Here is a 14,752-nt window from a genome sequence, read left to right as displayed (position 1 = left end):
TGTGGCGGTAGCGTGTGGCGGTAGCGTGTGGCGGTAGCGTGTGGCGGTAGCGTGTGGCGGTAGCGTGTGGCGGTAGCGTGTGGCGGTAGCCAATAAGAGCGGTTTGCCGCTCTTATTTGGCTACCTTTGACCCATTGCTGCAACATAAGAGTGGTTTGCGGCTCTTATTTCAGCCATTTTGCTAGAAATTTAGGGATCCGGGGAAAATAAGAGCTGCAAACAGCTCTTATTTCCGATTCAAACCGGTTTTTCGTCAAAATAAGAGCTTCAGATCGCTCTTATGTGTTAGAGCTTGGCTGCGGTTGCACGCTAGTAACCGAGAAGACAGCCGGCCGACCGAATCTAGGGGCCGCAATCAAAAAAGAAGGAGGCCTCAGGCCCCCCTCTTACTCGCTATTTCACTTTATGAAGGTTTTGCTCCGCTTATTGCGACAAACGAAGCGCCAGCTCGTACAGCTCTCGGTTGATTTCTTTTTTGGAATGAACGACTTTGTCGATATCGGTCGTGACGAGCTCGCCTTTGATGACGCCGCACGCCTTGCCGGAATCGCCGGAGATCAGCTGACGCACCGCAAAGTCGCCGAGACGGCTAGCCAGGATGCGGTCATTGTGTGTCGGCGTACCGCCGCGCTGAATATGGCCAAGCACTGTTACGCGTGCGTCGATCCCGTTCGATTCCTTGATGCGGTCGGCCACGCTTTGTGCGTTGCCCGCTCCTTCGGCAATCACGATAATGCTGTGGCGTTTGCCGACCTGGAAGTTGGCTTCCATCCGCTTCGCCACCTCGTCCAGATCGAACGGCACTTCCGGTACGAGAATCGTTTCGGCGCCGCTGGCAAGTCCTGCATACAGGGCAATGTCTCCGCAGTGACGGCCCATCACCTCTACGACGGAGGAACGCTCATGCGAGCTCATCGTATCGCGCAGCTTGTTGATCGCATCGACGACGATGCTGACAGCCGTATCGAAGCCGATCGTCACGTCCGTGAACGGAATATCGTTGTCGATCGTGCCCGGCAGCCCCATCGTACGGATTCCCAGCTTGCTCAGTTTATTTGCGCCTTGATACGAACCTTCGCCACCGATAACGACGAGGCCGTCGATCCCATGCTTGCGCAAATTGTCCGCTCCGAGCTGCTGGCCTTCCGGGGTCAAAAACTCCTTGCAGCGGGCCGTCTGCAAAATCGTTCCGCCACGCTGTATAATATCGCCGACGCTCCGCAAATCCATCGGACGAATATCTTCGTTAATAAGCCCGTAGTACCCGCGCTGAACACCGTACACTTCCAGACCGTGGTAGATCGCGCTCCGCACCACCGCGCGAACGGCTGCGTTCATCCCTTGCGAGTCGCCGCCGCTTGTCAATACGGCAATTTTCTTAACTGTCATACATCATGTTCCCCTTTCGATTAGTCCCATGTAGTCGGTCATAGGTCCGGCTGCGTCAGACGGACGCCTTGCGGATCCATACGCTGTTGGCCCAGAAGAAGACGCGCATAAGCGGACTGCCTTTCATAAGCTGGCGCGATATGGCCCGCACTTGCTTTTGCTCCCTTACTTTCGGATCGGATAAATAGAGGGCCAGCAGCCCTTCGATAATCATCCGGTGAAACTGCGGATGGTCCAGACCGACGATGTCCTTCCGGGCCCGTTCCGCGATGACTGCGATTTGCCGGGCGGTCGTTTCTCCGTTCTCGTAATAAAAACAGAAATTCAAATCCCCGCCCGCCAAATCTTCATCCTGGTCGATCAAATAATCGAGTAAAATGTGCAGCCCGCATACATGCGGAAAGTAAGCTTTGTGAATCGCCTCCGCACGTTCGGCGGTGAGCCTCTCGCCGGAAGCGGCCAAAAACAAATAAAACACCCCAAGCGTCGAACCGGTTGCAGCCGCGAACTCGTTCCATCGCAAATGCGAAAAACGGGGCCGGTGCTTCTCCCACCAGTTCATCAGCTCCTGCTCGCGCAAATCGTGCCGGATATGCTTGTACACCTGCAGATCGCCGTACAGCCCGACCAGCTCCTTGATGCCGTCGCGAACGTGCGGATACGACGGCAGGCGGGAGATGCAGGCTTGGCAAGTACGGACGAGTTCGTGCAGGTACCCGCCGTCCTCCCGCTCCTCCCGGAGTGCGTAATAGTCGGCGAGCGGAGCGTCCGGATCGACCGCATCCAGCATGGAACGGTGAAGCAGCCGGAAATCTTCCGGGTCCATCGAGGTGCTGCGGTCGCATAAATTATCCAAATAATCGCTGATCGTCTGGAAAGCGACGATAAGCGGAATCAGCACGTGGCGCATCGGCAAATTGGCGGCCGCGTATACTGCCCCGCCCTTGCAATGAAACTCTTTATGGGTAATGCTGTCGATCGCCTGCTTGCGCAGCTCGGGGTCGGGCATGCGCTCGGCCGTCTCGCGCCAACGCTGCAGTTCGCTTCTTACGCTCGGAAACACATGCCGGTATAATCGGTGCATCAGAGTTAGAGGGTTTCGGGGTACTTTTTGACTGTTACGCCTTGTCGTCATCAATTGCGGCGATCCTCCACGCTAGTCTTGATGACAATTTACCGGCATAGCGGTAAATTGCATCATAGATGCATTTTCCACACTTTCGGCAAATTGCATCTATGATGCAATTCATCATATTTACTGATGAATTGCATCGTACCCCATATATTATAGTACAAAATCACCCAACTTCCTAATAATGCCCCTTAACCGATACGTCCTGATCCGCACGGAACCACAAATGAAGATCGGTAATGCAGCTCGCCAGCTCGGCGATCTCGGTATTCAGCCGGCAGGAGGTCGGAAAATCGTCCTCCGTATTGAGCCGGTTCTGCTTCTCCACAATCGTCTTCTCGAGCTGCATGATCCGGTCCGGAATCCGGCCCCGGACCCGCTCCCATTCATGGAGCAGCTCGGCTCTCTCCGCTTCCGTCAACGCTTCCCAAGCATCGTGCAGCACCGGCAGCCCGATGCCGAGTCGCTCGTCGTACACGAATTCGTATTTCATCCTTACCTACGCCTCCAGGCAACACGACTCTTGAACATTAATTTAACATGCGGCAAGCTTCCCCGCCAAGCGTAAAGTTCACAGCAAAGCAGGAAAATAGCGCGTGTCAACATTTTCTGCTAGGCGTTCGGGGCAATCCGTCTTATACTAGTACATAAGTGAAAGGAACATTTTGCAAGACGCCTTACGAGCGCGTACTTAATAGCAGGCAGCTTCGCGCGTAGCCTGAGTCTGGAGAGAACGCATATCATGACCCAACCCGAATCTGGACGGCGGCTGACCATGAGGCAGCTTTTTGCTTTTTTTATACCACTGGGCCTTTCCGCCAGCTTAGTTACGATCTCGCACGTCATCATCAACAGCACGCTCGCCCGCTCCGCCAGTCCCGAAACCATTATAGCCAGTTATGCGATCGGACTGAGCATGCTGGGCATTATCGAACGACCCGCCATCTTGCTTCGCCAGACGTGTTCCGCGCTCGTGCGCGACCGGACCTCGTTCAAGGCGATGACCAATGTGGCGGTTTGTCTGTTGATCGGCATGTTCGCCGCAGGGCTGCTGATCTCTTATTCGCCGGCCGGCGAGCTGTTGTTTCTGCGCTTGTTCGGCGTGGACGATTCGATGCTGCAGTCGATTATCGACGTCTATCGGGTTCTCATGTTCGTCAGCATCTTTTCGGGAATCCGGTGTTTGTACCACGGCATCATCATCAGCAACATGCGCACGAAATGGCTGACGATCGGGATGATCGTGAGGCTCGCCGCGATGTATGTCGTGTCGCTGTACTACATCCAAACGGGCAATGTGACGAGCGGCCAGGTCGGAGCGGTCATCTTCCTCGTCGGGATGGCGATCGAGGCGGCCGTAAGCTATATCGAGGGGAGCCGACTGGCCCGCAGCCTGCCGCTCAAAAAGGAAGGGCACGAGATCGAAAAGACGGGGCAAATCTTCCAGTTTTACCGCCCGCTGCTGCTCTCCTCCCTGATCGCCGTCATCGTCGGCCCCGCCATTAATGCGATGCTCGGCAAAACGTCGGACATCGAGCTGGCGATCGCCTCGTTTGCGATTGCCGCGAGCTTAACGCAGCTGGTAACCAGCTTTTTCTCGTACATGCATCAAATCGTATTGAACTTCTACCGGAAAGATTCGGCGCTGGCGGTCCGGTTCGTTATGCTGTGCGGCTTCATTCCGACGATCCTGATCGGTATCTTGGCTTATACCGGCGTCGGCCCGTGGTTTATGGAACATGTTATGGGCGTAAACGAACGTCTGATGGAAGCCAGCTTGCATACGCTGCGCGTCTTTATGTTTCTGGCGCTGATCTTCCCGTGGCTTGATTTCTGCAACGGCATCGTCATGCTTCGCGGGCAGACGAAAATTATGCTATTCTCGCAATCCGCCAACGTCGCCGTCACCTTGACGGCGCTGATTCTGTGCGTTTTGAACGCGCCTGCCTGGAACGGCATGATCGGCGCCTTGGCCCAATCGCTCGGGCTTGCCGCCGAGCTGGCGGTCGTGGCATTCGCGATCCGCGCCCAGTCTCCGGGAATAAGCCGGGGAACCGGTACAACGCTGTGAAAGAAGGATCTTGTCCCATGACTACGGAAGTGAAGGAACGTACCGTTACCCGTGAATCCGGTGCGGCTGCGCAAGAGAGCGCAACCGGGTCTCCCGGGCCTATGACGGCCGGAAACGATCCGTTGCCGACCGTTCGCGACGAACGGACGATGCGGACGTTTTCATTTGTCATGTATATGACGATGGCGCTGACCGTCTCTTTTTTCCCGTTATACTTCAGCGCTCAAGGCTATTCGAAGCTGCAGATCGGCACCATCTATGCGATCGGACCGTTCATCGGCATCGCCGCCAATCTCGTGTGGGGATATGCCAGCGACAAGCTGCAGACGATCCGCAAAGTATTGCTCGTCATTCTGTGCGGGCAGCTGCTGACGACCGTTATTTTATCGCAGACGGATACGATCGCCTGGCTGTATGTCGTCATGGTCGCGTACAATTTCTTTTTTACGCCCATTAACGGGTTAAACGACAGTCTCACCCTGCTTACGATCCGGCGTACCGGCAAAAGCTACGCCAGCTTCCGCGTATGGGGATCGCTCGGCTTCGCTTTCTCCTCGCTCGCTTTCGGAACGATTCTGCATGCGGTGGGCGTCGAGCATACGATCCTGTTCACGATCGGCACGATCTCGCTGTCGCTGTGTATCGCGTTTTTTCTGAAAGACCGGTCGGGCGGCTCTTCGGGCGCTATCAGCTTCTCCGGTTTCTTCGATATAATCCGGCAGCCGCGGCTGCTACTGTTTCTGGCACTGATCTTTACGATGTCGTTCGCCCACCGGACGAACGACGGCTTCCTGGCGCTGACGATGCGGGAGCTCGGAGCAAGCGATACGGTCATCGGCTGGGCATGGACGGCTTCCTCCCTGAGCGAAATTCCGATGTTTTTCTGGCTCAGCAAAAACGGCCACCGCTTCAAGGAGCTGCCGCTGCTGATGATCGCCTCGTTTTTTTACGCGGTCCGGTTTTTCCTGGTCAGCATCGTGTCCGATCCGTTGTGGATCATTCCGCTCCAGCTCATGCACAGCGTCACGTTCGGTATCTTTCTCGTGACGGCGCTGCGGTACATCCAGCAGCTCATTCCGGATCAATTCCGGGCAACCGGTCAGGCGATCTATAATATCGTCTGGTCGTGCCTCGCCGGTCTCGCCAGCGGAATCGTCGGCGGCTGGGTATTCGACGGCTGGGGAGCTCCGGTGATGTACCGGATCGCCGCTTTTTCCGCCGTGCTTGCTTGTTTCGGCTTCCTGCTGACGTCGCTGTATCAGAGGAGACACTCTTAAGTCTCCTCTGTACCGGGCGGTTCGGAGGACCGGTCCCCTCTCCGATCTCGTGTCGCCTCTACCAACTCCCCTGTTGCTTTATTTCATATTTTCATTAATGTGAGCGTTATCAATAAATCAATAATCCCTCTCCGCTCTCTATCACTCACTCCTTGGCCGATCGGTTCACTACGGTTTCCCTTCTAGTGCCTATCGTTTCTTGCCCTATGACCGCGTAAACGAAAACAGCGCCCGTCTGGCACACCAGAGGACGCCGTTACTTATAGTGCGAGTTCAAAAAGTCCGGTTTTCAGCACCGAGAAGATGGGATGAAGCTAGGAAATGAGGAGCGGAGCGTAGTGGGAGCTACGTGAGCACCGGAAGTTCCGGCTGCATTCCATATTCGATGTCGAGCAGGCTTCCTGATCTGCTCCGTGATCAAAAGCGGACTTTTTGAACTACCTTTTATAAGGTTTCATGTTCATCCGGATCGATCTTCACCCATTCGCGCGACCAATTCTCCATCTCCCGAATGACCGGCGCCAGCGCAAGCCCTTTGTCCGTCAGCGAATAGACAATTCGGACAGGCGTCTCCGGGTACACCTCGCGATGCACGATTCCTTCCTGCTCCAAATCTTTCAGCCGCTCCGACAACAGCCGGCCGCTGATGGGAATCGCCGTCTCGATCGTGCAAAACCGCTGAGGACCCGAAAGCAGCTGATGGACGATCAGCACGGTCCACCGTTTGCTTAAGACTTGGATCCCCTTTTCTACTAATGGACATAATGAAGACTGTTTCATCGCTTTCACCTCGTTTGTTTCAAGTATATCGCAAAACCCACTTAGTTACAAAGTAAAACATACTAACTTGACATTTGTATCTTATTGTTTTAAACTTTGTTACGAAAAGTAATTAACTTATTAAATGATATCAATTCGAATTATCGTTCCGAAAGAGGAGGAATATAAAATGAGTAAAAAAATCGGTGTCATCGGCGCAAGCGGCAAAGCCGGAAGCCTGATCGTCCAAGAAGCGCTCGCAAGAGGGCATGAAGTGACGGCTATCGTCAGAAATGCCGCCAACATAACGAATCCTCAAGTAGCGGTGCTGGAGAAAAACGTCTTTGATCTAACTTCCGGCGATTTGAAACGTTTTGATGTCGTCGTTAACGCTTTCGCAGCGCCAATCGGTCAGGAGCATCTCCACGTGGATGCCGGCAACGTGCTGATCAAGGTTCTTCAGGAAGCCCCGGATACGAGACTGCTCGTAGTCGGGGGAGCGGGCAGCTTGTTCGTCGACGAGGCCAAGACGACCCGTCTGGTGGATACGCCCCAATTCCCTAAGGAGTACCACGCTACCGCGACCAATCAAGGCAAAAATCTGGAGCTTCTCCAGCTAACGGATTCCATCAACTGGACGTTTCTTAGTCCGGCCGCCTTTTTCTCGCCGGAGGGCCGAAGAACCGGCTCGTACCAACTGGGCAAAGACCATCTTCTGCTTAATTCCAAAGGCGACAGCTATGTAAGCTACGCTGACTATGCAATTGCCGTATTGGACGAGATCGAGCGGCCGCAACATTCGAACACCCGCTTCACCGTTGTATCCGAATCTTAAGATTAACCGCCAAAAAACATCAGGAGGGAAATGAAAATGGGATTTTTAGACGCAATTTTTGGTAAAACGACCGACGGCGAGCAGGCTCAGGGAGCTGCCAACGATTTTTATACGGCCGTGGAAGCAAGACGTTCGATCTACGCGATCAGCAGCGAACAGGTTGTATCGGACGAGCGAATCGAGCAGGTGATCAACCATGCGGTGAAACATACGCCCTCCTCCTTTAACTCGCAATCGGCGAGAGTCGTCGTTTTGCTTGGCGACAAGCATAAGAAGCTGTGGGACATCACGACGGAAACGTTGCGGAAAATCGTACCGGTAGACCAGTTTGGCCCTACCGCCGATAAAATGAACGCTTTTGCATCCGGCTACGGAACCGTCTTGTTTTTTGAGGATCATGCCGTCATCGAATCGCTGCAGCAGCAGTTTGCTTCCTACAGCGACAACTTCCCGATCTGGTCGATGCAGTCGAGCGGCATGCTGCAATATGTGATCTGGACATCGCTTGAGCTGGAAGGCTTCGGCGCCTCGCTGCAGCATTACAACCCGCTGATCGACGAAGCGGTCAAGCAAGAGTGGAACATCCCGGCCAGTTGGAAGCTGATGGCGCAGATGCCTTTCGGCAAACCTACCGCTCCTGCGGGCGAGAAGCAGTTTAAACCGCTAGAGGAACGGGTCCGTTACTTGAAATAATCGCCGCATCCATACCGTTGGCCGTCTGTCCGTTTCAGATCCGAAATTAAACAATATGGGAGAGGTTTCATTCAATGAATCGCAATATTGAGATCGGGCTGCTAATAACGCGGCTCGTGCTGGGCATCATATTTTTGGTACATGGTATCGTCAAATTCCGCGACGGGATCGGGAATATATCCGGCTGGTTCGACAGCATCGGCATTCCGGGATTCGCCGCCTATATCGTCGCTATTATCGAGCTGGTTGGCGGCCTCGCATTGATCGTTGGTTTCGGCACACGGATCGTGTCCATTTTGCTGGCGATTGTGATGGCCGGAGCGATTTTCAAAGTCAAGCTGGCCGCCGGTTTTCTCGGGAACGGGCAAGTGGCGGGATACGAGCTGGACTTGGCTCTGCTGGCGATCGCCTTGCTGCTCGCTTTAAGCGGCAGCCGCCTGCTTGCCTTGGACCGGGCTCTGCCGGGCTCCCGTTCCGCGACGCTGAACAGCTGACCTGGTTTCACCAAGCGAATAAGCATGACACGGGAATGACCCCGTTTCCAAATGAAAGGACCTCAAATCCCACTGCAACGTGGAGGTTGAGGTCCTTTTCTGCTCGGCATATCCATATTTGTGTTCGAACATCACATACAAGAATGATGGGAAAACCTAATCTACTCTTAGTGAATGTTATCGACCGGAATGACCTCCACGAGTTCACCGTCCCGTTTTCCCCGTCCGCCCGGAGGGATCAGAATGAGACAATCCGAATCCTTGATCGACACGGAGACGCCGGACCGATCTTTCCCTACAGGCTCCACGAACGCCAGGCCCTCCCGGATATAACGTTTTCCGCGGACGAAGCGGGTATAGGCGTTTCCTTTTGTAATATCCCCTTTCAGATAAGCGCTGAATGTTCGGGGATACGGCTCCTTTTGTCCTAACATGCCATACAACGCGGGAAGAACAAACAGCTTGAATCCTACAAAGCACGCCCCCGGGTTGCCCGATAAGCCGAACAGCAGCGTACTTTGTATCACTCCCGCAGTGGTTACGCTTCCAGGACGCATCGCGATTTTATTAAATAACAGCGTGCCCTTCAGGTTGTTGAAAATCTCCGCCATCATGTCGTAGTCGCCTACCGATACCCCTCCCGTAGTCAAAATCAGATCGGCTGTATCTGCTGCCCGGTAGATCGTTTCTTCGGATTGTTCTTTATGGTCGGGGAGCATCGCGAAGGCGGCAACTTCCCCGCCGGCTTCCTGTACAAGGGACGAGAGCATGTAGAAGTTGCTGTCTCGAATTTTCCCGGGCTGAAGCGGTGAACGTATATCGAGCAGTTCCGATCCGGTAGAGAAGATCGCAACCCTGGGTTTTTTAAAAACACGGACCTTGTCATAACCGAAAGCGGCGAGAAGCGAAGCTTGCCCGGCGTTGATCCGCTGCCCTGTGCCGAACAGAAACTCGTTTTCTTGTATTTCCTCTCCGACAAAGGACACATTTCTCCCTTCCTCCACTTCCTTCTTGACGGCTACGAACGGCTTGCCGCCGATCTCGCAGTCTTCCGTCATCTCGAACATAACCACCGTATCTGCACCGTCAGGCAAGGGAGCACCCGTCATAATACGGGAAGCCTGTCCGCTATGAACGGGCAGCGACGGGACCGTTCCGCAAGGAATCGTCTGGATCACCTCCAACATGGCAGGGTTCTCGAAGCTGGCGCCGCGAAGATCCCCGGCCTTGACCGCAAACCCGTCCATTCCGGATTTTACAAAGTGCGGCATACTACTGGTGGCGGCAATGTCTTCGGCTAATCTTCTACCGTAGGCGTATTGAAGTTCCAGACATTCGGACGGCTGTAGACGAATATGAGGCTCCAAACGCCGCTGGGCTTCCGCGACACTGATCGCCTGTCGGTTCTCCTTCATCGCAAGACCCCTTCCCCAATCGAATGATGTAACCCCAATCGTTTCGATTGCATAACTTGCGTTTACGCTTCTAGCCTCTATGGACTCTTTGTTATTTTTAAGGAACGTATTATAATAAAACAAGCGAGGAAATACCACGGCATATTTTATGTTTCGCATGAAGTGTTTCTGGAGCACGGGAACGCTTTATACTCTTCCCAACGTTTGATTGATTTCCCTAACGATCGTGTAGGGAGGTTAACCAGCAAGAACAGACTCCCCCGAACGATGAGTTTGTTTGATGCTGGTTTTTTCATACATAGAACCCGACAGACGGCTGCAGCAATCCCCTCTCAACTCTTCTTGAGCTGTACAATCCGGAGGCGTTGTGTTCGTCGGACCGCAACCAAATACGGCAGTAAGGGATGTGACAGATGTGAATCCGGTCGAGAAAAAGCGTGAGATTATCCGCTATCATCGCGGAGCCATCGAGCATGTGCAGGACCCGATCGTGACCGAATACCCTGTTACCATCAGCATCGATGGCGAAGAGTTTGCAACCATGGTCTGTTCGCCGGAATACATCGAGGATATGGCCGTCGGTTTTCTGGCTTCGGAAGGCGTCATTCAACACTATGATGACATTGACGAGATCTCGTTTGATGAGAGCGCGGGTTTCGTTCATATCCGTACCCGAAGAAGGAATGAGTTGTATCAACTATTCCACTCGAAACGATACATTACCTCCTGCTGCGGAAAAAGCCGGCAAAGCTTTTATTTTATCAACGATGCCAAAACGGCAAAAGTGATCACAGAAACCCGGGTGACTTTATCGTTCGATGATTGCTTTCGTTTCATGGAATTGCTGCAAAGCTCGGCAGAGGTGTTCCGGAATACGGGAGGCGTCCATAATGCCGCGCTGTGCGATAAACAGGGGATTGTTTTATCGAGGATGGATATTGGCCGGCATAATGCGCTGGACAAGATTTACGGACATTGTTTAAAGCATCGTATTCCGTTGCAAGGGAACATGATTGTATTCAGCGGGCGCCTCTCATCCGAAATCTTATTAAAAGTCGCAAAAATCGGGTGCGAGGTCGTGTTATCCAAATCCGCCCCGACGGAACTTGCTCTGCAATTGGCGGATGAGCTGGGGATCACGACGATCGGGTTTATCCGCAATCATTCCTTAAATGTCTATACCCATCCTTATCGAATTGAGGAGCTGCATTCGAAGGGACGATACTCAACATAGATTGGGGTGAACACCATGGAGCATCAACTCCTGGACCTGCGGCATCGTCCGTTAAGGGACTTGCGAATATCCGTTACGGACCGGTGCAATTTTCGCTGCCGGTATTGCATGCCGGAGGAAATTTTCGGGCCGGAGTATGAATTTTTGCCTAAAGACCGCATATTGAGCTACGAGGAGACGACCCGCCTGGTCCGGATTTTCGTTTCCTTGGGCGTCAAAAAATTGCGTATTACAGGCGGAGAGCCTCTGCTGCGCAAAGATCTCCCTGCTTTTCTCCATCGGTTGAACCAGCTTGAGGGGGTCGAAGATATGGCGCTGACCACCAATGGCGTCCTGCTCCCCAAATATGCCAAAGCGCTTCGGGATGCGGGGCTAAATCGGGTCACCGTAAGCCTCGATTCGCTCGACGATCAGCGATTCCGTTTGATGAACGGCGGGAAAAGCGGGGTTCAGCCTGTATTGGACGGCATTGAAGCGGCGGTGCAGGCAGGAATGAAAGTGAAAATCAATATGGTTGTGCAAAAGGGGATCAACGATCAGGATGTGCTGCCGATGGCCGCTTTCTTTCGGGAAAAGGGGCATATTCTGCGGTTTATCGAATTTATGGATGTCGGCAATTCGAATGGATGGAAATGGGATAACGTCGTGACCAAAAAGCAAATCCTCGATATCCTTCAGGAACGGATGCCGCTAGAGCCTGTAGATGCCCTGTATAACGGCGAGGTCGCTTCACGTTATCGCTACAAAGGGAGCGAGGACGAGATCGGAATCATTTCGTCTGTCAGCGACGCTTTTTGTTCGACATGCACACGCGCCAGAATTTCCGCCGAAGGAAAGCTGTATACTTGCCTATTTGCTTCCCGGGGCCACGATCTGCGTACGCTGCTTCGATCGGACCAGACGGATAGCGAAATCGGTGCATATATCCAAGATATATGGAAGGCAAGGTCAGACCGCTATTCGGAAGACCGAATGACGAATTCGCACGTTTCGCCGAAAATTGAGATGTCGCATATCGGGGGGTAATCCATACTCAACGGCAAATTCCGGCGATAGGCCGCTTCTATGCAAGATCGTATCGATCGATTATGATAATCTAATCGAACGATTCGTCTAGGAACGGAAGTGAACGGATTGACCGACAATGCTGCAAACGCAAACCAAAAACCGATTACGATCGTCTCCATCGTCACCGCCTTCTGCCTGCTCGGCGACTCGATGCTGTACGTCGTATTGCCGATATACTGGCAGGAGGCGGGGCTGACCTCGCTATGGCAAGTCGGGATTCTGCTCTCGATCAACCGGTTCGTCCGGCTGCCGCTGAATCCGCTGATCGGCTGGCTGTACCATTCGATGCCGCTGCGAACCGGTCTGATCGCCGCCGTCTTGCTCGGGGCGCTGACGACGGTCGGCTACGGGATGTTTCAGGGCTTCGCCGCCTGGCTCGTGCTGCGGGCCGTCTGGGGGATCGCCTGGTCGCTGCTGCGGATGGGCGGTTATTTGACCGTGATCGCCTATTCCGATCATACGAACCGCGGTCACCGGATGGGCCGGTACAACGGAATCTCCCGGATCGGCAGCCTGTTCGGGATGCTGCTCGGCGGCGTGCTGGCGCCTATCGTCGGGCTTCAAACGGTTTCCGTCGCCTTCGGCGCCCTGGCGCTTGCCGGCTTGCCCGCCATCCTGATCCCGATGCCCAAAAGCGGTTACGCCGCTCCGGCGTCACGCTCCAAGACCGGCTCTCCCGCCCCCGAAGCCGGTGCGGAGCCCGTATGGTACAAATCCCGCGCCGTGCGCAAAGCGGTCGCAACCGGCCTGATCCTGGCGGTGCTGCAATCGGTCTTAACCGCCACGCTCAGCCTCGTCATCGACACCAACTATCCGGGCACGCATACGCTGCTCGGCATTGTGCTGGGCGGCACGGCACTTGCCGGCGTCCTGCAGGCGATTCGCTGGACGAGCGAGCCGCTGCTCGCTTCCTGGTTCGGGCGGCTGTCGGACGGCCCGCGCGGACGGCTGCCGCTGTTCGCCGCCGCACTCGCCGCTTCGGCCGCCGGCTTCGCGCTTATGCCGTGGCCGCTGCCGATCGCGCTCTGGCTCGCTGCCGTGCTGCTCGTCATGATCGCCGGGACCGCCGTCTCGACGCTGATGGACGCGCTCGCCTCCGATGCCGCCCGATCGGCTTCCGTCGTCGCCGTCATGACGGCCTACTCGGTCGCGACCGACCTCGGATCGGCCATCGGGCCGGCGCTGTCGTACGCCTTGGCGGGCTGGGCCGGCGGCTTGACGCCCGCATATCTCGGCTGCGCCGTCGTCTTCGCGGTCATCGCTGCCTGGCATATGCCGCGCCGGAGCCGCGCCGCTGCGGATGTGGCGGGATCGGCTTAGCCGTCTCCCGCAATGCCGGATCGGTGGCGCCCCCTGCACGACAATCGGGGGTGTCCCGAAAGTTCTCATGACAGGGAACGTCTCCATTTCCAATCGAAAGGACCTCAAATTCCGCGGTAATGCGGAAGCAGAGGTCCTTTTTCTCGATGAAATCCCGTTCCAGGGCGGAGCTCACAAAATCGCAATATGACTATGGAGCACCCCCATCTGCTCAAGTACTATCGTTACATCTTCAGACCTTCTGCATGAACGCCAGCCGTCTTCTTGTTCAGCCTATCCGCCACGATGCAATATCCCATCCCCACATAGGCCAGTCCCCAAACCGCGGCAAACCACTGATTGTCTTCCAGAGGAAGGAACATCGACAGAACGATCGCCAGCTGCAGCCCGGCGACCCAGCGCGGAAAAACGCGGGCCCGGAACGTCAAATAGGCGAAAACAAGCGTACCGCCCAGAAACCCTGCCATCGACACCACACGGGATATCGTGACAACCGGACCGTCCGGCATCTCCACATGGCCGCCGAATACGAAAACCGTCCAGACCATCGCCGTCGTTACGATATTGCCGATAATGATGCCGAGTGTCGCAAGCAGTCCGATCCCCCCCGTCTCCTCCGATTGGACCATATAAGTAACGATGGTGCCTATCGACATTAAAATACAGGCGATCAATCCGAAAGTCAGCTCCTGTACGCTGTCCGTCCCCCAAATGATAGCCGTCGGGGTCATGCCGATCCGCGCGATTCCCGCCAGCACACAAATCCAGCCCAGCGTTTTTACCAGTTGTCCCAAATTCATTCGCTTCATCCTCCACTCATCTGATCGTGTCGCTTCGGTACCTATCATAATGTGCGGGAATTCCTCCGGGGCAGAGCAGCGGTTCCCGACGAGCGCAGGAAAAACGGTGTACGGTTTCGGGAAAATGCTTGACCCGAACGGGAAAATGATCCGCCCCCATATTCAGGAAGCGGGGGAGGCGGCTATAATGAAAACAGAAGCTCCAATCACCGCAGACCATCCTAATCGTCCATATACGAAATCCACATAATCGGGAAAGAGGTAT

Annotated in this window: 14 protein-coding genes; 8 read left to right on the top strand and 6 right to left on the bottom strand. The window is 54.7% G+C overall.

Translation table 11 applies throughout. The features are described from left to right. Nucleotides 1-423: 423 nt before the first annotated feature. The 3 genes from pfkA to IDH45_RS14960 form a co-directional block, all read right to left on the bottom strand. Nucleotides 424-1,389 carry a 6-phosphofructokinase gene (gene pfkA, locus IDH45_RS14970; RefSeq protein WP_190928923.1) on the bottom strand — a complete coding sequence of 322 codons (966 nt, stop codon included), beginning with the start codon at nucleotides 1,387-1,389 and terminating at the stop codon, nucleotides 424-426. Nucleotides 1,390-1,444: 55 nt separating this feature from the next. Next, nucleotides 1,445-2,524, bottom strand: coding sequence for a tetraprenyl-beta-curcumene synthase family protein (locus tag IDH45_RS14965; protein WP_223836676.1), 1,080 nt, complete (start codon nucleotides 2,522-2,524; stop codon nucleotides 1,445-1,447). A gap of 175 nt (nucleotides 2,525-2,699) precedes the next feature. Further along, complete coding sequence (locus tag IDH45_RS14960; RefSeq protein ID WP_190928922.1) at nucleotides 2,700-3,014, bottom strand: hypothetical protein; 315 nt, start codon at nucleotides 3,012-3,014, stop codon at nucleotides 2,700-2,702. A 249-nt stretch (nucleotides 3,015-3,263) separates the two neighbouring features. Between IDH45_RS14960 and IDH45_RS14955 the strand changes: the two genes are divergently transcribed. Together IDH45_RS14955 and IDH45_RS14950 are read left to right on the top strand one after the other, a co-directional pair. Beyond that, nucleotides 3,264-4,592 carry an MATE family efflux transporter gene (locus tag IDH45_RS14955; RefSeq protein WP_190928921.1) on the top strand — a complete coding sequence of 443 codons (1,329 nt, stop codon included), beginning with the start codon at nucleotides 3,264-3,266 and terminating at the stop codon, nucleotides 4,590-4,592. 17 nt (nucleotides 4,593-4,609) lie between these two features. Beyond that, complete coding sequence (locus IDH45_RS14950; protein ID WP_223836675.1) at nucleotides 4,610-5,869, top strand: MFS transporter; 1,260 nt, start codon at nucleotides 4,610-4,612, stop codon at nucleotides 5,867-5,869. Between the two features lie 444 nt (nucleotides 5,870-6,313). Here IDH45_RS14950 and IDH45_RS14945 read toward each other — a convergent pair whose 3' ends face one another. Further along, nucleotides 6,314-6,649, bottom strand: coding sequence for a winged helix-turn-helix transcriptional regulator (locus tag IDH45_RS14945; RefSeq protein ID WP_190928920.1), 336 nt, complete (start codon nucleotides 6,647-6,649; stop codon nucleotides 6,314-6,316). A gap of 169 nt (nucleotides 6,650-6,818) precedes the next feature. Between IDH45_RS14945 and IDH45_RS14940 the strand changes: the two genes are divergently transcribed. The 3 genes from IDH45_RS14940 (at nucleotide 6,819) to IDH45_RS14930 (ending at nucleotide 8,650) form a co-directional block, all read left to right on the top strand. Next, entirely contained in the window at nucleotides 6,819-7,463 is a 645-nt protein-coding gene (locus IDH45_RS14940) for an NAD(P)-dependent oxidoreductase (protein WP_190928919.1), read from the top strand. Nucleotides 7,464-7,499: 36 nt separating this feature from the next. Further along, nucleotides 7,500-8,156 carry a nitroreductase family protein gene (locus IDH45_RS14935; RefSeq protein ID WP_190928918.1) on the top strand — a complete coding sequence of 219 codons (657 nt, stop codon included), beginning with the start codon at nucleotides 7,500-7,502 and terminating at the stop codon, nucleotides 8,154-8,156. Between the two features lie 74 nt (nucleotides 8,157-8,230). Beyond that, nucleotides 8,231-8,650, top strand: a complete 420-nt coding sequence (locus IDH45_RS14930) for a DoxX family protein (protein ID WP_190928917.1) — start codon at nucleotides 8,231-8,233, stop codon at nucleotides 8,648-8,650. 167 nt (nucleotides 8,651-8,817) lie between these two features. Here the strand turns inward: IDH45_RS14930 and IDH45_RS14925 are convergent, their stop codons facing one another. Then, nucleotides 8,818-10,065 (bottom strand): molybdopterin molybdotransferase MoeA, encoded by a 1,248-nt coding sequence (locus IDH45_RS14925; protein ID WP_190928916.1) that lies wholly within the window; start codon nucleotides 10,063-10,065, stop codon nucleotides 8,818-8,820. Between the two features lie 415 nt (nucleotides 10,066-10,480). Here IDH45_RS14925 and fdhD point away from each other — a divergent pair, with 415 nt between their 5' ends. The 3 genes from fdhD (at nucleotide 10,481) to IDH45_RS14910 (ending at nucleotide 13,687) form a co-directional block, all read left to right on the top strand. Further along, a complete protein-coding gene (gene fdhD, locus IDH45_RS14920; protein WP_190928915.1) occupies nucleotides 10,481-11,299 on the top strand; it encodes a formate dehydrogenase accessory sulfurtransferase FdhD in 819 nt (272 codons plus the stop codon). A 15-nt stretch (nucleotides 11,300-11,314) separates the two neighbouring features. After that, complete coding sequence (gene moaA, locus IDH45_RS14915; RefSeq protein ID WP_190928914.1) at nucleotides 11,315-12,325, top strand: GTP 3',8-cyclase MoaA; 1,011 nt, start codon at nucleotides 11,315-11,317, stop codon at nucleotides 12,323-12,325. A 108-nt stretch (nucleotides 12,326-12,433) separates the two neighbouring features. Beyond that, the gene (locus IDH45_RS14910) at nucleotides 12,434-13,687 is read left to right on the top strand and encodes an MFS transporter (protein WP_223836674.1); all 1,254 of its coding nucleotides are present in this window, start codon (nucleotides 12,434-12,436) and stop codon (nucleotides 13,685-13,687) included. A 224-nt stretch (nucleotides 13,688-13,911) separates the two neighbouring features. Here IDH45_RS14910 and IDH45_RS14905 read toward each other — a convergent pair whose 3' ends face one another. Further along, a complete protein-coding gene (locus IDH45_RS14905; RefSeq protein WP_190928913.1) occupies nucleotides 13,912-14,487 on the bottom strand; it encodes a hypothetical protein in 576 nt (191 codons plus the stop codon). Between the last annotated feature and the right edge of the window lie 265 nt (nucleotides 14,488-14,752).

This window comes from Paenibacillus oceani (genome assembly GCF_014705615.1).
Classification (GTDB): domain Bacteria; phylum Bacillota; class Bacilli; order Paenibacillales; family NBRC-103111; genus Paenibacillus_AB; species Paenibacillus_AB oceani.
Note: the sequence above shows the minus strand (reverse complement) of the source record. Positions and strands in the feature narration are given on the sequence as shown.

Bases quoted from the DNA above. Each gene is read 5' to 3' on its own strand.
- moaA (WP_190928914.1), top strand. From the start codon at position 11,315: ATGGAGCATCAACTCCTGGACCTGCGGCATCGTCCGTTAAGGGACTTG.
- IDH45_RS14955 (WP_190928921.1), top strand. From the start codon at position 3,264: ATGACCCAACCCGAATCTGGACGGCGGCTGACCATGAGGCAGCTTTTT.
- IDH45_RS14930 (WP_190928917.1), top strand. From the start codon at position 8,231: ATGAATCGCAATATTGAGATCGGGCTGCTAATAACGCGGCTCGTGCTG.
- IDH45_RS14940 (WP_190928919.1), top strand. From the start codon at position 6,819: ATGAGTAAAAAAATCGGTGTCATCGGCGCAAGCGGCAAAGCCGGAAGC.
- pfkA (WP_190928923.1), bottom strand. From the start codon at position 1,389: ATGACAGTTAAGAAAATTGCCGTATTGACAAGCGGCGGCGACTCGCAA.
- IDH45_RS14950 (WP_223836675.1), top strand. From the start codon at position 4,610: ATGACTACGGAAGTGAAGGAACGTACCGTTACCCGTGAATCCGGTGCG.
- IDH45_RS14905 (WP_190928913.1), bottom strand. From the start codon at position 14,487: ATGAATTTGGGACAACTGGTAAAAACGCTGGGCTGGATTTGTGTGCTG.
- IDH45_RS14960 (WP_190928922.1), bottom strand. From the start codon at position 3,014: ATGAAATACGAATTCGTGTACGACGAGCGACTCGGCATCGGGCTGCCG.
- IDH45_RS14965 (WP_223836676.1), bottom strand. From the start codon at position 2,524: ATGACGACAAGGCGTAACAGTCAAAAAGTACCCCGAAACCCTCTAACT.
- IDH45_RS14925 (WP_190928916.1), bottom strand. From the start codon at position 10,065: ATGAAGGAGAACCGACAGGCGATCAGTGTCGCGGAAGCCCAGCGGCGT.
- IDH45_RS14935 (WP_190928918.1), top strand. From the start codon at position 7,500: ATGGGATTTTTAGACGCAATTTTTGGTAAAACGACCGACGGCGAGCAG.
- IDH45_RS14945 (WP_190928920.1), bottom strand. From the start codon at position 6,649: ATGAAACAGTCTTCATTATGTCCATTAGTAGAAAAGGGGATCCAAGTC.